The sequence below is a fragment of the Amycolatopsis roodepoortensis genome (genome assembly GCF_014873915.1).
GTDB lineage: Bacteria > Actinomycetota > Actinomycetes > Mycobacteriales > Pseudonocardiaceae > Amycolatopsis > Amycolatopsis roodepoortensis.
Map to the genome: position 1 here is coordinate 88,680 of NZ_JADBEJ010000008.1, position 18,002 is coordinate 106,681.

The 18,002-nt window shown below is 68.0% G+C and carries 16 protein-coding genes and 1 pseudogene; 9 read left to right on the forward strand and 8 right to left on the reverse strand.

The window, feature by feature from the left end; genetic code table 11:
* Positions 1–4: 4 nt before the first annotated feature.
* A pseudogene (locus tag H4W30_RS38035) lies at positions 5–2,360 on the reverse strand (oxidoreductase).
* A 102-nt stretch (positions 2,361–2,462) separates the two neighbouring features.
* On the opposite strand from H4W30_RS38035, the gene H4W30_RS38040 reads away from it, so the two are divergent.
* From H4W30_RS38040 to H4W30_RS38060, 5 genes are all read left to right on the forward strand, one after another.
* A complete protein-coding gene (locus H4W30_RS38040) occupies positions 2,463–2,735 on the forward strand; it encodes a hypothetical protein (protein ID WP_192747183.1) in 273 nt (90 codons plus the stop codon).
* 174 nt (positions 2,736–2,909) lie between these two features.
* On the forward strand, positions 2,910–3,416 hold the full coding sequence (locus H4W30_RS38045) for a hypothetical protein (protein ID WP_192747184.1): 507 nt from the start codon (positions 2,910–2,912) through the stop codon (positions 3,414–3,416).
* A complete protein-coding gene (locus tag H4W30_RS38050) occupies positions 3,416–4,027 on the forward strand; it encodes a DUF3558 domain-containing protein (protein WP_192747185.1) in 612 nt (203 codons plus the stop codon). Before H4W30_RS38045 ends, H4W30_RS38050 begins: the two co-directional genes overlap by 1 nt.
* A 3-nt stretch (positions 4,028–4,030) precedes the next feature.
* The gene (locus H4W30_RS38055) at positions 4,031–5,233 is read left to right on the forward strand and encodes a hypothetical protein (protein WP_192747186.1); all 1,203 of its coding nucleotides are present in this window, start codon (positions 4,031–4,033) and stop codon (positions 5,231–5,233) included.
* Between the two features lie 2 nt (positions 5,234–5,235).
* Positions 5,236–5,979 (forward strand): ESX secretion-associated protein EspG, encoded by a 744-nt coding sequence (locus H4W30_RS38060; RefSeq protein WP_192747187.1) that lies wholly within the window; start codon positions 5,236–5,238, stop codon positions 5,977–5,979.
* On the opposite strand, the gene H4W30_RS38065 is transcribed toward H4W30_RS38060, so the two are convergent.
* The 3 genes from H4W30_RS38065 to H4W30_RS38075 all read right to left on the reverse strand — a co-directional run bounded on the left by H4W30_RS38065 (position 5,976) and on the right by H4W30_RS38075 (position 8,417).
* Positions 5,976–6,731 (reverse strand): amino acid ABC transporter ATP-binding protein, encoded by a 756-nt coding sequence (locus tag H4W30_RS38065; RefSeq protein ID WP_225950781.1) that lies wholly within the window; start codon positions 6,729–6,731, stop codon positions 5,976–5,978. The two genes, H4W30_RS38060 and H4W30_RS38065, sit on opposite strands and share 4 nt — an antisense overlap.
* Complete coding sequence (locus H4W30_RS38070) at positions 6,728–7,531, reverse strand: amino acid ABC transporter permease (protein WP_192747188.1); 804 nt, start codon at positions 7,529–7,531, stop codon at positions 6,728–6,730. Before H4W30_RS38070 ends, H4W30_RS38065 begins: the two co-directional genes overlap by 4 nt.
* Positions 7,532–7,601: 70 nt before the next feature.
* Positions 7,602–8,417: a basic amino acid ABC transporter substrate-binding protein gene (locus tag H4W30_RS38075; protein WP_192747189.1), complete on the reverse strand. Its 816-nt coding sequence runs from the start codon at positions 8,415–8,417 to the stop codon at positions 7,602–7,604.
* 148 nt (positions 8,418–8,565) lie between these two features.
* Here H4W30_RS38075 and H4W30_RS38080 point away from each other — a divergent pair, with 148 nt between their 5' ends.
* Genes H4W30_RS38080 through H4W30_RS38090 form a run of 3 tightly spaced genes read left to right on the forward strand, consistent with a single transcriptional unit; the run spans position 8,566 to position 12,025 of the window.
* The gene (locus H4W30_RS38080) at positions 8,566–10,227 is read left to right on the forward strand and encodes a circularly permuted type 2 ATP-grasp protein (protein WP_192747190.1); all 1,662 of its coding nucleotides are present in this window, start codon (positions 8,566–8,568) and stop codon (positions 10,225–10,227) included.
* Between the two features lie 11 nt (positions 10,228–10,238).
* On the forward strand, positions 10,239–11,186 hold the full coding sequence (locus H4W30_RS38085; RefSeq protein ID WP_034314142.1) for an alpha-E domain-containing protein: 948 nt from the start codon (positions 10,239–10,241) through the stop codon (positions 11,184–11,186).
* Positions 11,183–12,025 carry a transglutaminase family protein gene (locus H4W30_RS38090; protein ID WP_192747191.1) on the forward strand — a complete coding sequence of 281 codons (843 nt, stop codon included), beginning with the start codon at positions 11,183–11,185 and terminating at the stop codon, positions 12,023–12,025. Before H4W30_RS38085 ends, H4W30_RS38090 begins: the two co-directional genes overlap by 4 nt.
* On the opposite strand, the gene H4W30_RS38095 is transcribed toward H4W30_RS38090, so the two are convergent.
* Together H4W30_RS38095 and H4W30_RS38100 are read right to left on the reverse strand one after the other, a co-directional pair.
* A complete protein-coding gene (locus tag H4W30_RS38095; RefSeq protein ID WP_192747192.1) occupies positions 12,022–13,026 on the reverse strand; it encodes a FecCD family ABC transporter permease in 1,005 nt (334 codons plus the stop codon). The two genes, H4W30_RS38090 and H4W30_RS38095, sit on opposite strands and share 4 nt — an antisense overlap.
* On the reverse strand, positions 13,023–14,006 hold the full coding sequence (locus tag H4W30_RS38100; protein WP_192747961.1) for a FecCD family ABC transporter permease: 984 nt from the start codon (positions 14,004–14,006) through the stop codon (positions 13,023–13,025). The genes H4W30_RS38095 and H4W30_RS38100 overlap by 4 nt, the downstream gene beginning before the upstream one ends.
* A 114-nt stretch (positions 14,007–14,120) precedes the next feature.
* Between H4W30_RS38100 and H4W30_RS38105 the strand changes: the two genes are divergently transcribed.
* Complete coding sequence (locus H4W30_RS38105; protein WP_192747193.1) at positions 14,121–15,119, forward strand: ABC transporter substrate-binding protein; 999 nt, start codon at positions 14,121–14,123, stop codon at positions 15,117–15,119.
* A gap of 294 nt (positions 15,120–15,413) precedes the next feature.
* Here H4W30_RS38105 and H4W30_RS38110 read toward each other — a convergent pair whose 3' ends face one another.
* Positions 15,414–16,271, reverse strand: a complete 858-nt coding sequence (locus H4W30_RS38110) for an alpha/beta fold hydrolase (RefSeq protein WP_192747194.1) — start codon at positions 16,269–16,271, stop codon at positions 15,414–15,416.
* An 82-nt stretch (positions 16,272–16,353) separates the two neighbouring features.
* Positions 16,354–17,766: a M20/M25/M40 family metallo-hydrolase gene (locus tag H4W30_RS38115; protein WP_192747195.1), complete on the reverse strand. Its 1,413-nt coding sequence runs from the start codon at positions 17,764–17,766 to the stop codon at positions 16,354–16,356.
* Positions 17,767–18,002 lie beyond the last annotated feature (236 nt).

Genomic DNA, 18,002 nt, shown 5'->3' on the forward strand with positions numbered 1-18,002 from the left:
ACCCTCAGTTGTCGCGGCGGAGCATCCGGCTGATACCGGCCGCGACCGTCGTCGCCAGCACCCAGCCCGAGGCGGTGAACCCGGCCGCGACCCAGTTGTCCATGCCGTGCATGTACCAGCGCGACTTGTTGCCGAAGTCGACGATCGGGACCAGGAGGTCGATCGTGTATAGCACCGGATTCCATTGGAGCCCGGTGTCGTCCTGGTTGACCAGGCACCGCGGCCCGCTCACCGTCAGCTTGGGATTGGTGACGCAGTCGTCGACTCCGAGCCCGAACCACAGGCTCCCCAGCACGAGCAGCGTCAGCAGCCAGCCGAGCGCCCGCACCGGGCGGAAGCCGTAGCCGACCATCGACCGCTGCAACCAGCTCCATACGTGCACACCGGGTCCGAAGAACTTGAAGCCCTTCGCGAGCGCCTCGTACCGGAACTGCTGTTTCTTCAGCAGCACCGTGGAGGCGTGCTCTTCATTACCGGACGCGCGTAGCGTCGCCGCCAGCTGGTCGTACGGTCCCGGGCGGTAACCGTCCATCGCCTTGCGCAGCAACGCGATCCGATGGTCGATCGCCCGGTCGTCGTCGAGCGCGATGTCCTCTTGCAGTGCGTCGTAACGGAAATCCTCCAGCTCGATCCCGCTCGCCGACGCCCAGAACGCCTCGTTGTCGCCCAGTGTCCCGCAATGCGCGCGCCGCAGCACGATCCGGCCGTCCGGCGGGATACCGGGCGTGAGCAGGAATTCGTCGGCCGAGACGTCGCTTCCGTCGAGGGCGATCCCGTGCTGTGGCAGGGAACCGAGCCGCGCGCCGCGGAAGTCGACGCGCCGCGCGACCTGTGCGCCGTCGAGGTTGACCCCGCCCTGCGCGACGAACGGCCGTTCCTTGTTCTCGGTGAGGATCAGGTCCCGGCCGATCCGCGCGGTGCGGACGTCCAGCGAGTAACTGGTGCGCGTGCGGGCGCCGGGCTCGGTCAGGCTCGTGCCGAAGAGGTTCACGCTGCCGCCGATCTCGGCGCCCTGCAACCGCAACGTGCCCTGGACGGTCGCGTCGGTGAGCTGGAAGTTGCCCGCGATCTTCGCGCGCCGCGCGGAAAAGACGTCGCGGCGCGGGTGGAGGAACATCGAGTTCCACGCCAGCACGTTGCCGCCGACGGTGATGTCGGCCATGCGCAACTGCCCGGACGGCACGCGCAGGCTCGTCGCCTCCAGATCGCCGCCGATGGTGGTCCCGTCGAGGTGGATCGCGCGGTCGTAGTAGGGAAGGGTCTGCCCGCGGACGACCTGGACCTCGGCACCCGCGAGCCGCAGCGAACCGCCGATCCGGGCGTTGACCATCCGCAGCGTCCCGGTCGCCTGCATACCGTCGCTCAGCTCGAGGTTCCCCTTGACCGTCGAGCGATCCGCGACCAGCGCCGGCCGCGGATCGATGTACGGATCGTTCGACTTCCACGCGTCGACGACGATCGGCCCGGCCTGGTTCACCGAAAGCTTGGCCTCGCGCAAAATGATGTCACTGTCCACAGTGGCGCTCGGCAGGAACATGATCCCACTGGCGGAGAAGCGTTTCCGCTGCGCCGCGGGTCCGTAGTTGTCCACCTCGCACAGCAGGCTGCCGCCGATGTGGATGCCGTTCCCGTTGAGCGCGAAGCCGTCGCGGTTGTTCAGCGTCGCGCCGGAGAAGTTGACGTTACCGCCGGCGCGCATCCCCGGGATGCGGACTTCCCCGTTGGCCACCAGCCGATACGCCAGCAGCGCACCCACGATGTTGACCCGGTCGGCCTGGATCGCCTTGCCGCGCGGATGGGTGATCACCGTGCGGGTCAGCACCACCGAGCCCTCGATGACCGCGTCGGTGAGGTTGACCGCCGCGTTCGGCATCCCGCGCTCGCGATCGTCGCCGCGCTGGACCGTGGTCTCCTCGATCTCGTGCTCGGCGTCGACGTGCACGACACTGCGGATGAGGCGGACGTCGTTGCGGGTGCGGAGATTGCGCGCCTTGAGCCCGGGCAGCCAGCATTTGCGGAACACGAGCCCAAGCAGATGCGCCTCACGGACGTCCGGCGGATGCTCGAACCGGCACCGCTCGAACCGGAACAGATACTTGATGTCGGCCGCGCGCAGATCGAGCGTCCCGGTGATGTACGCGTCCTCGACCTGCACGATCGGCGCGTTGGTCGCCTGGCGACGCCAACGGAGCAGCCCCGTCGTTCCCGGCTTCATCAACCTTCATCAACTCGGACGCCGGAACCTCGTACCGCTTGTCGGGGTTCGGATCGAACGGGTCGAGCGGCGGCAGCGACGTGTCGCCGTTCTGGTCGCCTTCCCCCGGATCGCGCGGCCCGTTGTTGCGCCGAAAACCCGGCATCGTCTCGCTTCCCTCCCCCGTCGTTCCCCGGCCACCAGCGAAGCCGATCACGCACGGGATTCGCAAGTGGCCCAGGACAGTAGACCGGAACCTGCCACGGGAGTGCGACGGCAGAACGGCCGCCGCGGGTTCCGGACCAGGCCGTTTCTCGCGGCGTTGGTGATCTTGGCCGGATTCGCCGCCGGTTCCTTGGTTCGCGGACGCGGTCACTCACCGCAGTCGGTGATGGGCTACGGGTTGGTCGCGGCCACAGCAACATCAACGCTGGCCGGGCGCCGCACACTCGCGAGCGGCCTCCGCGATGACCCCGATGGTCCATACGGCATGGCGACCGAGGTGGCCGCGGCGGCGATCAAGAACCTCAAGAAGTCCTGACGGCGCGAAACCGTCGATCAGGACAAAAGCACGTCAGCCGTCCCATCTTTCGATGGTGATCTTCCATGAAGGGGCTGATCAACGCTTTACCTGCTGCTATCGTCACCGGTTGGAGTCAGTAGGGAACTACGGGTAGGTCGCGCCCCATCGCGACCCGTGCGGGGAGGCACGTCGATGACAGGACCGGGACGCGGCCCTCAGGGGGTCTACGACCAGATCAACGGGCCGGGGCCGCAGGCACCGCCGCAGGGTTCGGGGTTGATTCAGGGTGCTGCCGCAGCGCCACCACCCTCTGGTCCGCCGCCGAATTACGGCGAGCTGGGCAGCGGGCAGGCGAAGGCCGATTTCGCGGCCGCCTCGGCGAACGGCGGCTGGGAGTTCGACCCTGCCGCTATGGACGCCGTGATCAAGTCTCTTGAGGACTGCCTCGAGAGCGACTTCCGCAAGGCACGTCGAGAGGCCGACGTACTGAATCAGATCCAGCCACCGGGCCACGAAGTCGGCAGCGAGGGATACACGGTTGCTGCGAACAACTCGGGAAGTGCTTACCAGGCCTTCATGCAGGGGGCGTGGGACTACACGAACTCGTACCTGGACACTCTGAGGCAAATCCGGACTGCGTATCAGAACCAGGATCAAGCAGCCATTGACGCGCTCCGCCAGATCGGAAAGGCCGACTGATGCTCCACACCAGGAAGTTCGTGTCCGTAGTCGCGGTGAGCGGTTTGCTGCTGGCGAGCGGATGCAGCGACCCCAAAACGGGCAACGCGACCTCAGCCGCCCCGACCGCACCTACCTCTGCCCGACTGCCGTCGAACGGCGCTCCCGCTGTGACCAACCCGATCCTGAATACCGCTCAAGCCGAATCGGACCCGTGTAGCACGGTAGCCACCGCTCAGATCGAGGAACTCGGCGGAAAGGTCGAGAAGACAGAGGTCGACGACGGGACTTTCGGAAAGAGCTGTGGCTGGATCTTCGAAGCAGGGCCTAGCAGCGTGACCGCAGGCCTCCTACCTGGCAACAAGGATGGGCTGAGCAGCCTTTACGCAAAACACGCGCAGGGCGGCCTCTCCACTTTCAAGCCGATCGACTCGATCGAGGGATATCCAGGCGTCATTTACGACAATGGCGGAGAAGGTAAGGGGCGATGCGTCCTCGCAGTAGGCGTGCGTGACGACCTCACTTATACGGTCACACCGCTTCTGGCCACTGGAAACCCCATGCTGTCAGATCCCTGTGGTTTGGCCACCAAGGTCGCTGCTGCGGCGATCAAGAAGCTCAAGGGAGCTTAGGCCATGACCTATAGCGGCTGGGAGATCTTCACCAAGCTCAACGCCAATCCCTCCACGACGGAAACTCTCGACAAGGCACAGGTTGCCTCGCACAAGTTGATGGTTTTTCACGAAAACTTCAGCAAGGCGATGGAGAACAGCCAGACCGCGCTCAGCACCTTCTGGAAAGGCAAAGCAGCCGACTCCGGAACAGCGGGCCTCGCCCCGCTCATCGCGACCTCCAAGATCGCGGGCGAGAACATGGATCGCGCCCGGCAGTCGATGTTCGACCAGAACGCCTCGTTCCATTACACGCGCGGCAATGTGCGTCCGGTCGAGAAGGAGCGCGCGGGGGACAGCGGGCCTGAGGACGTCTTGTCCATCGGCGCGAGCGACGACGAGATCGCGGCGGCGAAGTTCGACGCGGACACGAAGCACAACGTCGAGATCTACGAGCCGTATTACCAGAGCACTCAGCCGCGGCAGCAGTCGCTCGCGCCGGCTTATCCGGCCGCGCACGATCCGAACGTTTCGTCGGGGCCGATCACCCCGGATCCGATCGATCCCGGGCAGACCAAGGTCAGCGGGTTCAGTGGCGGGCCCGGCGACTCGGGGCGGCACAGTGGTCCCACCGGGTACACCGGCGGGCCGAGTTCCTACAGCGCGCCTCCGGGGGCCGAGGGGTATCAGGCGCCGAGGCCGCCGCAGGTCCCCCCGGCGCCGAGGGTTCCGCAGATGCCGCGGCCGCTGCCTTCGCCGCAGCCGAATGACCGGACCAAGTTGTCCTGGGCGGATGACCGCGTCCAGGGCCGTCCTGGCAACTTCCCGCCGCCAAACTTCGGGACAGGCCCAGGCGGTCCTGGAGGTGGCGGCAGCGGATTCGGGCCGGGATCGGGCGGGTTCGGCGGCGGTTTCGGACCCGGCGGCGGGTTCGGGCCGGGTGGGTCGACCGGCGGGCCGGGGAGCATGGGGCCCGGTCGTGGCGTCGGCGCCGCCATGCCCGGTGAAGGCGCCATGCGCGGCACACCGGCGGGAGGCCCAGCGGCAGCGGGAAGGCCCGGCGCGCCCGGAATGGGTGGCGGCGGCATGGGCGCCGGCGCCGGTAAGGGCAAGGGCGCCGAGGACGAAGAGCACCAGCGCAAGATCACGCTGCAGGAAGAGGACGGCGACTCCCTCTTCGGCGGTTACGACGGGGACAAGCCGGTTCCGCCGGTGATCGGCGGGTAATCGTGCTGCGGAAACCCGTCGAGCTGACGCTCCAGACCTACGAAACCCTGCTGGACCAACATAATCTCGGCGACATCCATCCGACGCTCGTTCGCGGCGCGCAGTGGTACCTGCCCGAGGAACGCCGTGAGCTCGCGGCCACCGCACAGTCCGAATTGGACGGACAAGGGCTGCTCACCCGTGGTCGGATCGACGACGAATTCCTCGACACACTGCGCTTCCTGCAGCGGCCGGCGGTGGAGTACTACTCGTGGGTGAAGTCCGAGGGGCGTGAACGGACCGTTCGCGCCGCGGGTAGTGGCCGGGAAGCGGTCAACGTCGTTCTGGTCGACCAGGTCGTCTACCTGACACCGACGAGGCCGGACACGCTGGCGCAGGATTTCACCGCCCTCCTCCCCGAGGCCGCTCCGGCGCGCACACCGTCCTTGAACTGTTCGGAAGCCGATCTGCAGGTCCTGATGAAGGGCGAAATGCTGACCGGCACCAGCCCGAGCATCCGCGACGCCAAGAAGATCCTCCAGTGGATCCGGTCGCCGCACACCTTCTTCGGCAGGCTTTACGTCGCCATCCGTGACGGTGCCGGCAACCGGAAACGCGTCGAGAGACCACCTGGCTGGATGGACACCGAACACGGCCGCGTCGTGTTCGGCCCGGACGCCAAGGGCTGGGTGAGCCTCATGGGCGCCGGGCCGCACGAAATCGTCTCGAAGGTCGTCCAGCTGGAGTCGCAGCTTCGCGGGCGTTAGCCCTGGTGGTTCGGGTTCAGGACCCGCGAGAGGAACGTCTTCGTGCGCTCCTCCTGCGGGTCCCCGATCACCTGGTCGGGCGAGCCCTGCTCGACGACGACGCCGCCGTCCATGAACAGCACGATGTCGGCCACCTCGCGGGCGAACTGCATTTCGTGCGTGACGACGAGCATCGTCATGCCCTCTTGCGCGAGCTGCCGCATGACCGCGAGGACATCGCCGACCAGTTCGGGGTCCAGCGCCGATGTCGGTTCGTCGAACAGCATGACGTCCGGGTTCATCGACAGCGCCCTCGCGATCGCGACGCGCTGCTGCTGCCCGCCGGAAAGCTGAGTCGGCAGCGAGGACTCCTTCTCCGCCAGCCCGACCTTCGCGAGGTTCTCCCGCGCCACGCGCTCTGCCTCTTCCTTGCCGCGCTTCAACACCTTGCGCTGCGCGACGGTGAGGTTTTCGAGCACGCTCAGGTGCGAGAAGAGGTTGAACGACTGGAAGACCATGCCGATCTTCGTGCGGGCGCCGTCGATGTCGACGTCCGGATCGGTGATCTCGCTGCCGTTGACCACGATCTTGCCCTGCTGCGGTTCCTCGAGGAGGTTGACGCAGCGCAGCAACGTCGACTTGCCGGACCCCGACGGGCCGATGATGCAGACGACCTGGCCGCGCTCGACATGCAGGTCGATGCCCTTGAGCACCTCGAGCTCGCCGAACGCCTTGTGCAGTCCCGAAACCTCGACGATCGTCTGGCCGCTCATACCGTTCCTCCGCCGGGCACTCCGGCTCCGTATTTCTTCTCTAGCCGCTGCTGCAGGATCGACAGCGGGATGGTGATGACCAGGTAGCACAGACCGGCGACGACGATCGGGGTCAGGCCCTTGGCCTCCAGCAGCGCCTGACGGCTGAACTGCGCGAGTTCCTGCTGCGCCGGGGTGGTGCCGAGCAGGAACGCCAGCGACGAGTCCTTCGTCAGCATGATCAGCTCGTTGGCCAGCGGCGGCAGGATGATCCGGAACGCCTGCGGGATCACGACGGTGATCATCGTGCGGGCGGGCGACATGCCGAGCGAACGCGCCGCCTCGACCTGCCCGCGCGGCACCGCCTGGATACCGGCTCGGATGGTCTCCGCCATGTACGCGGACGACACGATGCCCAGCGCCAGCATGATCGCGACATTGCGCGGCAGGGTCGTGTCGAACGCGGTCGGCACGCCGATGCCGACGGCGAGGAAGATCAGCAACGCGGGCAGGCCGCGGAAGAACTCGATGTACCCGCGCGCGAACCAGCGGTACGGGCCGACCGAGGAAAGTCTCATCAGGGCGAGCACGAGGCCCAGCCCGAGGCCGAGCGCGAAACCCAGCGCGGTGAAGACGATGGTGTTCTTCAGTGCGACGGTGATGACGTCCGGGAACTGCTTGGCGGCGACTTCGAGATCGAAGAACGCCTTGCCGATCCTGCTCCAGTCGGCCAGCAGCGCGAGCACGATGACGATCACCAGCAGCAGGACGTATTGCCCGGTCCGGAACGCCGAACGTCGCTGGCGGCGGCTCAAAGCCATTTCTCTCCTCAAACAAGTGGTGACAAGCCTGTGGCCGGTGCACTGGGCACCGGCCACGAGGGACGGACTATCAACCGGCGGCCGGGCTGCCCGGCTGCCAGGTCGGCGCCTTGCCGAACCACTTCTGGTAGATCTGCGCGTACGAGCCGTCCGCCGCGGACGCCTTGAGCACCTCGTTGATCTTGCCGAGGAGAGCGCTGTTGCCCTTCTTCACGCCGATGCCGTAGAACTCGTTCGTCTTGAACTCGGTGACGACCGTCGTGTCCGGGTTCGACTTCGCGAAGTCGTAGAGCACGCCGTTGTCGTTGACGCCCGCGTCGACCGTGCCGTTCTTGACGGCCTGCTCCAGCAGCGCGAGGTCGTCGAAGGTGACGATCTCGGCGCCCTTCGCCTCCTTCTGGGCGTAGTCGGCGCCGGTGGTGGCCGACTGGACACCGATCTTCTTGCCCGCCACGTTCGAGAGGTCCTTGATCGGCGAACCGGTCTTGACCAGCAGCGCCTGGGTCGCCTCGAAGTACGGGTCGGAGAAGTCGAACTTCTCCTTGCGCTTGTCGGTGATCGTCATGCCGGCGGCGGCGAGGTCGCACTGTCCGCTGTTCATCGCTTCACCGGACTCGATGTTCTCGAAGGCGATGTCGACGATGCTCTGCTCGACACCCAGCTTCTTGCCGACCAGATCGACCAGGTCGACGTCGAAACCGACGATCTTGTCGCCCTGCTTGACCTGGAAGGGCTGGTAGGGCAGGTGCGTGCAGGTGGTGACCTTGCCGGACGCGACGAGCTGGACGCCGCCGGCCGCGGTTCCGCCTTCCTCGCCGCACGCGGACAGCGCACCCGCGGTCAGGGCGAGCGCCGGGATCAGGGCGAGCGCTTTGAATCGAGCCACGTCGTCACTCCTCGTAGTTCCCATGTGTCGAGAGCACGCATATTGCCACTCATCCGGCGGCAATCACAGCACTGCGACGTTACAGCGCCGTTTCGGCCGTCACGGGCGTTGCATGAGGTATCGCGCCGGCATGGCAGGGTGAGCGAGTATGGCGACCATGAACAACAACCCGGCGCCGCGGCTCCCACCTGCGGGCCGCCGCCCACGGACGGCGACGTCGGCGCGGCGCGCGGCGAAACCCGGGGCGCAGTTCGACGGCTATCTCTCGCCGTCCCGGCCGCACGCGGGCGCGTACGACGAGATGTTCACCGCCGACGGCACGGTCCGCCAGCCGTACCGGGCGCTGTACGAATCGATCTCCGCGCTGACGTCGGCCGATCTCTCGTCCCGGTCGGCGGCGATCGACCGGGCCATGGTCGACCAGGGCATCACGTTCTCGCTGTCCGGCCAGGAACGCCCGTTCCCGCTCGACCTGGTGCCGCGCGTGATCACCACCGCCGAATGGAGCAAACTCGAACGCGGTGTGGCGCAACGGGTCCGCGCGCTCGAAGCCTTCCTCGCCGACGTGTACGGCGACCGGCAGATCCTGCGCGACGGCGTTCTCCCGCGACGGCTGATCACCTCGTGTGAGCATTTCCAGCGCGAAGCGTTCGGGATCAACCCGCCCAACGGCGTCCGCATCCACGTGTCCGGTGTGGACCTGGTGCGCGACGAGGAGGGCACCTTCCGGGTGCTGGAGGACAATCTCCGCAACCCGTCCGGTGTGTCGTACGTGATGGAGAACCGCCGCACGATGGCGCGTGTGTTCCCGGACCTGTTCGCCCAGCACCGGGTCCGCCCGGTCGGTGATTACGCCTCGCATCTGCTGCGCGCGCTGCGGGCGGCGGCCGCGGCGAACGTGGCGGACCCGATGGTCGTCGTGCTCACGCCCGGCGTGCACAACTCCGCGTATTTCGAGCATTCGCTGCTGGCCCGGTTGATGGGGGTTGAGCTGGTCGAAGGCCGCGACATGTTCTGCCGTGACAACGTCGTCTACCTGCGCACCACCGAGGGTGAGCGGCAGGTCGACGTCATCTACCGGCGGATCGACGACGAGTTCCTCGATCCGGTGCACTACCGGCCGGATTCCGTGCTCGGCGTGGCCGGGATCCTCAACGCGGCACGCGCGGGCAACGTGGTGATCGCGAACGCGGTGGGCAACGGCGTCGGCGACGACAAGCTCGTCTACACCTACGTACCCGAGATGGTGAAGTACTACCTCAACGAGAAGCCGTTGCTGCCCAACGTCGACACCTTCCGGTGCTGGCTGCCGGACGAGTTCGACCAGGTCATGCAACAGATGGACGAGCTGGTGATCAAACCGGTCGAAGGCTCCGGCGGCTACGGCATCGTGTTCGGCCCGGACGCGACGCAGGCGGAGCTGACCGCGCTCAAGCGCAAGGTCCGGGCGAACAAACGCGGCTGGATCGCGCAGCCGGTGGTCCAGCTGTCCACCGTTCCGTCCAAAGTGGACGACAGGCTGGCGCCACGGCACGTCGACCTCCGCCCGTTCGCGGTCAACGACGGCAAGGACATCTTCGTGCTGCCGGGCGGGCTGACGCGCGTCGCGCTTCCGGAGGGCAGCCTGGTCGTCAACTCCTCGCAGGGCGGCGGTTCCAAGGACACCTGGGTGCTGGCGCCGCGGTCTTCGACGGCGGAGCGGGAGCTGGAACGGCCCGCACTCGGCGCACTGTCCGAAGTGGACAGTCTGGTCGCCGAACAGGGCCCTGAGCTGACCACCACCCAGCAACAGCAGCAGCAACAGGCATAAGGGAGGTTGATGTGCTCGCCCGCAACGCGGAATCGCTGTACTGGATCGGCCGGTACGTCGAACGCGCCGATGACACCTCCCGGATCCTGAACGTCTCCGTGCACCAGCTGCTCGAAGACGCGAGCGTCGACCCGGACCACGCGAGCCGGCAGCTGCTCGCCGTCCTCGGCATCTCGCCGGAGGGCATGGACTCGCTCGACGTGTGGAAGCTGACCGAACTGGTCGCCTACGCCAAGGACAATCCCGCGTCGATCGTCGGTTCGATCAACTCCGCCCGCGAGAACACGCGCGGCGCCCGCGAGGTCGTCTCGACCGAGCTGTGGGAATGCCTGAACGCGACCTGGAACGCGGTGCCGGACCGGCAGCGGTACGCGCGCCGCGCTGGGCCGCACGCGTTCCTTTCCTTCGTGGAGGAGCGTGCGGCGATGTTCGCCGGGCTCGCCGATTCGACGATGAGCCGCGACGACGGCTGGCTGTTCATGGTGCTCGGCCGGTCGGTCGAACGCGCGGACATGGTGGTGCGGCTGCTGCTTTCGCGGGTCCAGGACAGCGCCTCGTCACCCGGCTGGATCACCGTGCTCCGCTCGGCGGGCGCGCAGGACACCTACCTGCGGACCTATCGCGGCGCGCTCGACGCCGGCCGCGTCGTGCAGTTCCTGTTGCGGGACACGCTCTTCCCGCGTTCGGTGTTCCACGCGCTGCGGCAGGCCGAGGAATGTCTGGAGCGGCTGGACCCCGGCGTCAACTCGCGTGCCAACGAAAAGTCCGAGGCGCTGCGGCAGCTCGGCCGCGCCCGCAGCGAGCTGGAGTTCCTGCGGCCGTCGGATCTGCTGGAGGATCTGCCGAAACGGCTCGGCGCCCTGCAGACCTCGATCAAGGACATCGGCGACGCGGTTTCGGTGCAGTACTTCCATTCGTCGCCTTGGGTGGCCTGGAGCGGTGCGGAGGTTTCGCTGTGACCTGGCAGCTTCGGGTGGCCCACCGGACCGGATACCGGTACGCGACACCGGCCACGCAGTCGTACAACGAGGCGCGGCTGACCCCGCGCTCCGACCGGCGGCAGACCACGGTCGTCAACCGTGTCGAGACGACGCCCGCGACCCGTGCCTATCGGTACACGGACTACTGGGGCACCGTCGTGACGTCGTTCGACCTTCACGCGCCGCACACGGAGTTCACCGTGCTCGCGACGTCGGTGGTCGAAACGGCCGACGAGGGCGAGCCGGTCCGCTCGGCGTCGTGGAAGGACCTGCGCAGCGACACCGTCGTCGACCACCGCACCGAGTACCTGACGCCGACGCCGTACACGCCCCGCGACCCGGAGCTGACGAAGGTCGCGCGCGAACTGCGGAAGGGGCTCGAGCCGGCGGAAGCCGTGCTCGCGGTCTGCGAATGGGTCAACAAGCAGCTCAAGTACCAGCCGGGGACGACCGGCGTGCACAGCACGGCGACCGACGCGTGGCGTGCGCGCGAAGGGGTCTGCCAGGACTTCGCGCATGTCACGCTGGTGATGCTGCGTGCGATCGGCGTCCCGGCGCGCTACGTCTCCGGGTACCTGCACACGAAACCGGAGGCGAAGCTCGGCGAGACGGTCGAAGGCGAGAGCCACGCCTGGGTCGACGTCTGGACCGGCGGCTGGTGGGCCTACGACCCGACGAACGCGATCCCGGTCGGGCCGCGGCACGTCTGGGTCGCGTACGGCCGTGACTACGCCGACGTGCCGCCGCTCAAGGGCATCTTCACCGGCGGCGGTCAGTCCACTTTGGACGTCTCGGTGCAGCTGACCCGGCTGACCTAGGCCCGTCGCCTGAGCAACAGCCAGAGCAGGTACGCGCCGCCGAGGGCCGCCGCGACGACTCCCGCGGGCAGCAGCGAGGACTCCAGCAGCCGCTGGCCGAGGTAGTCCGCGGCGACGACCAGCGTCGCCCCGACGAAGGCCGACGCGAGCAGGTTGGGCCCCGGCAGGCGCGTCATCCGGCGCGCCAGCTGGGGCGCGGCGAGCGCGATGAACGGCAGCGGTCCGGTCGCCGCGGTGGCGGCGGCGACCAACGCGACCGCGACCAGCACCAAGGTCCGCCGCACCCGGCGGACGTCGACGCCGATACCGGTGGCGGTGTCGTCGCCCATCTCCAGCATGCGCAGCGCGCGTCCGTTCGCGAAGACGATCGGGCCGAACACCGCCATCCCGATCGCCAGCGGCACGAAGTAGCTCCAGTCACGGCCGGAAAGGTCACCGACCAGCCAGCCGACGGCCTGCGAAGCGGCTTCGAGGTTCGCCTTCACCAGCAGGTACGAGTTCACGCCGACCAGCACCGCGCTGACGGCGATCCCGAGCAGCACCAGCCGCGAACTCAGCAGGCCGTGCGGCGCACACAACGCCATCACGACCAGCGCGGTCAGCAACCCGCCTGCCAGCGCCCCGAGCGAGACGAGGCCAGGACCGGAGCCGATGAGCAGCAGGGTCGCGATACCGCCGGTCGCCGAACCGGTGGTGAAGCCGATGATGTCCGGGCTGCCGAGCGGATTGCGGGTGATCGTCTGGAACACCGCCCCGGCCAGCGCCAGCGCGGCACCGACGAGGATCGCGACCAGCACCCGCGGAAGCCGTCCCATAACCACCAGGTACTGCGCCTTCGTGCCCTGGCCTGCCAGGGTCGCGAGCACTTCGCCGGGGCTCATCTCGTAGTCGCCCGTGCCGACCGAGAGCACGACGAGCGCCAAGACCACCAAGGCGAGCGCGGTCACGACGACCAGGGATCGTCTGTCCAAACCGGACTCACGACGAACGAGCACGGTCATCGGCGCACCGCCTTCAGCCTGCGGGCGACGATCACGAACGCGATCCCGCCGACGACGTCGGTCATCACGCCGACCTGGATTTCCCCCGGAGAACCGAGGAGACGGCCCAGGACGTCGCAGCCGAGCAGCAGTACCGGCCCGAGCAGCGCCGAAATCAGCATCACCCAGCGCTCGTCCTGGCCGATCAGCGTCCGGACGACGTGCGGGATCATCAGGCCGACGAAGGCGATCGGGCCGCAGGCCGCGGTCGCCGACGCCGAAAGCAGCCCGACGGCGACCATCCCGGCGACGCGGGCGAGCGCCGGATTCGCGCCGAGCCCGCGAGCCGTGTCCTCGCCCAGCGCCAGGGCGTTCAGCGCGCGGGCCAGGACGATCGCGATCACCACGCCCGCGACGAAGAACGGCAGCAGGACCGACAACTGGTCGGCGTTCCGGTTGACCAGCGAGCCAACCAGCCAGAACCGCATGGCCTGCAGGTTGTGCGTGTTGACCATCTGCATGCCCTGGTTGATGCCGACGAATACCGCCTGGACGGCGACCCCGGCCAGCACCAGCCGCAGCGGGCTCGTGGCGCCGCGCGTCCCGCCGATCACCGAGACCAGCGCGGTTCCCGCGAGCGCCCCGGCGAAGGCGAACCAGACGTACTCGCCGGGCGACGTCACCGAGAACACCGCCGAGCCGAGCACGATCGCGACCGCGGCGCCGTGGTTGATGCCGAGCAGCCCGGGTTCCGCGACCGGGTTGCGGGTGATCGCCTGCATGAGCGAGCCCGCCAGCGCGAGCGCCATCCCGACCAGGACACCGAGCACCGTGCGGGGCAGGCGATCGTCGCGGACGACGACGTCGGTGTAGCTCCCGTCGTAGGCGAAGAGCGCGTGCAGGACTTCGCCGAGGGAGAGGCGGTTCGAGCCGAAGCCGATCGACAGCAGGACGACCGCGGCGAGCGCTGCCAAGGACCCCACGAGGACCAGCGTTCTCACGGAAACGCCGGTCCTGGGTGATCTGACGCGCTCCGTGACCTGGACCATGGCCCTCACGATAAGGGCAGGCTACCCTAACGACGAAATTCGGTCCCTCGGTGAAAGAAGATCTCGATGCACCTCTCCCGACGCGGCCTTCTCGCCGGCACCGCGGCGCTCGGCGCCACCGGTCTCCTGACCGCCTGCGGCTACCAGGAGGAGACGCCCGCGCAGGGAGCGGGCGCGACCTGGTCGTTCACCGACGACCGCGGCCGGAAGCTGGACGGCGAACGGCCGACCCGGATCGTCGCGCAGGTGACCGCGGCGGCGGCGTTGTGGGACCTCGGCGTGAAGTCGGTCGGGATCTTCGGCCCGTCGAAGTTCGCCGACGGCAAGCCGGATCCGCAGGCGGGCGGTGTCGACCTGAACACGGTGACCTCGCTCGGGAACGTGTGGAACGAGTTCAACTTCGACAAGTTCGTCGCGCTGAACCCGCAGCTGCTGGTCAGCGTGATGTACCTGAAGGACCAGATGTGGTACGTCCCGGACACGCAGACGGAGAAGATCGACAAGGCCGCGCCGAGCGTCGGGGTCCGGCTGCAGGACATCTCGATGCCCGAAGGGATCGCGAAGTTCATCGCGCTCGCGAAGGCGCTCGGCGCCGACACCGAGACTCCGGCGATCCGAGCCGCGAAGGAAGAGTACGAGAAGGCCGACGCCGCACTCGGTGAAGCGGCGAAGAAGGCCGCGGGGCTGAAGATCCTTCTCGTGTCCGCGCAGAAGGACGCGGTCTACGTCTCGAACGCGCCGAAGTTCGCGACCTCGAAGCACTACCAGAGCAAGGGCCTGGACTTCGTCACGCCGGAGGCTCCCGACGCGAGCCAAGGCGGCTACTACCAGCAGATCAGCTGGGAGAACATCGGCAAGTACCCCGCCGACGTGATCATGTACGACAACCGCGGCGGATCGCTCTCGCTCGGCCCGGACGGGCTCGGCGGCGTGCCGACCTGGGGCCGGCTGCCCGCGGTGAAGGCCGGGAAGCTGATCCCGTGGAACAACGAGACACCGTTCTCGTACCAGCGCTTCACGCCGCAGCTGACCGAACTGACCGCGGCGCTGAACAAGTTCGCCTAGGCCAGGGCGGCGGTGCGGCCCGGGAAAGATGTCGCGAAAGCCACTTTCGGGACATCAGACGTCTCGAAAGTGGCTTTCGCGACATGCTCGCCACGGCGGTGCCGGGGCCGGCCACGGCCGACGTTGCGAAAGCCACTTTCGCAACCTTCAACGTTGCGAAAGTGGCTTTCGCAACCTCCCGCCAAGCCCCAGCACCCCAACAGCAGAGGCGAGCTTCGAAAACGCCACCCGTGCCCGCAGTAGGTACACAAGGACACCCTTGGGCCCGAACCCGAATCGCCACTCACGACCCGCTCAGCCCAGGAACTCCCGCAGCGCCGCCGCGAGATCGGCCGGGTTTTCCTCGGCCACGTGGTGCCCGGACTCGATCGCGAAGCCGCGGACGTCGTCGGCCCATTCGCGCCACACCGCGATCGGGTCGCCGTACAGCTCGGCCATGTCGTCGCGGCTGGACCACAGCATGAGCAGCGGGCAGGCGAGTTTCCGCCCGGCCGCCTTGTCCGCGTCGTCGGCTTCGCGGTCGGGCCCGAGGCCGGCCCGGTAGTCCTCCAGCATCGCGTGGACCGTCTCGGGATCGTGGATCGCGCGCAGGAAGTCGGCGTGGTTCTCCGCGCCCATCGCCTCGGGATCGCCGCCGTACCAGGCGTCCGGGTCGGCATTGATCACGCGCTCGGCGGGTTTCGCGAGCTGGCCGAAGAAGAACCAATGCCACCATTTCCGCGCGAAGTCCGCGTCGGCGCGGGCGAGCGCTTCGCCGATCGGGACACCGTCGAGGATGACCAGCTTGGTGACCGCTTCGGGATGGTCCATGGCCAGCCGGTGCGCCACGTAGCTGCCGCGGTCGTGTCCGGCGACGGCGAAGTGTTCATGGCCGAGATGCCGCATGAGCGCGACGATGTGCCTGGCCATGGCGCGTTTCGAGTGCGCCGAGTGGTCTTCGGTGGTCTCGGGTTTCGAGGACTGGCCGTAGCCGGGGAGGTCCGGGCAGACGACGGTGAACGCGTCCGCGAGCCTCGGCGCGACGTCGTACCAGGTGGTGTGCGTGCGGGGGTGTCCATGTAGAAGGACGAGGGGCGGCCCCGATCCGCCGTGACGGACCCTGAAGGTCACTTCGCCGGTGTCGACGTTTTCGAGCTCGAAGCCTTCGAACATGATCCTCCCGAGCGCGATGAACGGGCCGTTCCTCGCGAATTGTGCAAGGAACGGCCCGTTCATCGCAGCGTGAGCCGGGGAATCAGCTCCGCGCGTGCGCGTCCAGGATGTGCGCGACCGCCTCGGTGACCCGCTGCGCGAAATCGATGTTCAGCCACTCGTCCGGCACGTGGATGTTCGAGTCCGGCCCGCAGGCACCGGTGACCACGAACTGCGCGTCCGGGTACTTCTCGCCGAGCAGCCCCATGAACGGGATCGACCCGCCCATGCCGAAGCTCTTGTGCGGCGCGCCGAAGACTTCGCCGCTCACGTGGTGCAGGACGTCGTCGAGCCACGGCGCGGTGTCCGGCGCGTTCCAGCCGTTCTCCGCCTGGAAGTCGCCGAGCTCGACCGAAGCGTCGTACGGCACGTCGGTGGTGAGGACACGGCGGACCGCCTCCATCGCGGCCTTCGCGTCGGCCGTCGGCGGGAGGCGGAAGCTCAGGGTGAGCGTGGTGCTGGAGCGCAGCACGTTGCCCGCGTCGGCCGGGAGCGGGAAACCCTCCGCGCCGATCACCGAAAGCGTCGGCCGCCACGAGTTGTTGAGCAGCAGCTCCAGATCGTCGTCCGACACGGTCCGGCCGACCACCGGGAAGAGCGTCTTCGCCGCGCCGGGCGCGATCTCGACGACACCGCGAGCGTCCTCGACGCGGTTCTCCGGGATGTCGACGCTCAGCTCGGCGAGCTTGATCTCGCCGGTCTCGGCGTTCTCGATCCGGTCGAGCAGGACACGCAGGACGCGGAACGAGCTCGCCACGATGCCGCTGGCCATGCCGGAGTGCTGCGCGGACTCGAGCACCTTCACGGTGACGTTGACGTGCAGCATTCCGCGCAGGCTGGTGGTCAGCCACAGCCGCTTGTAGTCGGTGCCGCCGGCGTCGAGACAGACGACCAGCGAGACCTCGCCGAGCTTCTCCTTCAGGTGCTCGACGTAGGCGGGCAGGTCCGGGCTGCCGGATTCCTCACCGGTCTCCAGCAGCACGACCGCGCGGGAGTGCTCACCGCCGGCGGCGCGCACGGCCTCGATCGCCGTCGTCGCCGCGTAGCCGGAGTAGCCGTCGTCGACCGCGCCGCGGCCGTACAGCCTGCCGTCGCGGATCACCGGCGTCCACGGGTCGAGCCCCTCGGACCAGCCACCGACCGGGGGCTGCTTGTCGAGGTGCCCGTACATGAGCACGGTGCCCTTTTCGGCGGTCTCGGACGTCGCCGGGATGTCGACGACCAGAAGCGGGCTGCGGCCTTCGAGCTCCACGACCTGGAGCGTCGCGCCGGGGATCTCCCGGGCGGCGATCCAGGAGCGGACGTGCTCGACGGCGGCGGCCAGATGCCCGGTCTTCGCCCACTCGGGGTCGAACGCCGGCGACAAGGCGGGGATCGCCACCAGGCCGGACAGGCTGGGAAGGACGTCGTTCGTCCAGTTCGAAACCACGGTTTCGCGTACGGATTTCTGCTCCACGTCCGCCATCCTGCCACGGGTGCCGGAGAGTGGGATGGATCACAGCGGCGGGCACGGATCGTCATCGATACAGCCGGACAGGACACCCGTCCGGGTCCGTCGTCCGCTGGTCGGCCCGCGGGTGAATTCCCTACTTTCGGCGGCCCCACACTCGGGCTTCCTAGCATTTTCCCTGATCAGACACCCTTTCTCAGCAACAAATCAGCATCCGCCACTGACCAAAACGGCGTCCGGCA

Excerpts from the sequence above, each read along its gene's own strand:
- H4W30_RS38110 (WP_192747194.1), bottom strand. The coding sequence starts at position 16,271 with ATGTTCGAAGGCTTCGAGCTCGAAAACGTCGACACCGGCGAAGTGACC.
- H4W30_RS38080 (WP_192747190.1), top strand. The coding sequence starts at position 8,566 with ATGGCGACCATGAACAACAACCCGGCGCCGCGGCTCCCACCTGCGGGC.
- H4W30_RS38050 (WP_192747185.1), top strand. The coding sequence starts at position 3,416 with ATGCTCCACACCAGGAAGTTCGTGTCCGTAGTCGCGGTGAGCGGTTTG.
- H4W30_RS38055 (WP_192747186.1), top strand. The coding sequence starts at position 4,031 with ATGACCTATAGCGGCTGGGAGATCTTCACCAAGCTCAACGCCAATCCC.
- H4W30_RS38045 (WP_192747184.1), top strand. The coding sequence starts at position 2,910 with ATGACAGGACCGGGACGCGGCCCTCAGGGGGTCTACGACCAGATCAAC.
- H4W30_RS38105 (WP_192747193.1), top strand. The coding sequence starts at position 14,121 with ATGCACCTCTCCCGACGCGGCCTTCTCGCCGGCACCGCGGCGCTCGGC.
- H4W30_RS38095 (WP_192747192.1), bottom strand. The coding sequence starts at position 13,026 with ATGACCGTGCTCGTTCGTCGTGAGTCCGGTTTGGACAGACGATCCCTG.
- H4W30_RS38065 (WP_225950781.1), bottom strand. The coding sequence starts at position 6,731 with ATGAGCGGCCAGACGATCGTCGAGGTTTCGGGACTGCACAAGGCGTTC.
- H4W30_RS38070 (WP_192747188.1), bottom strand. The coding sequence starts at position 7,531 with ATGGCTTTGAGCCGCCGCCAGCGACGTTCGGCGTTCCGGACCGGGCAA.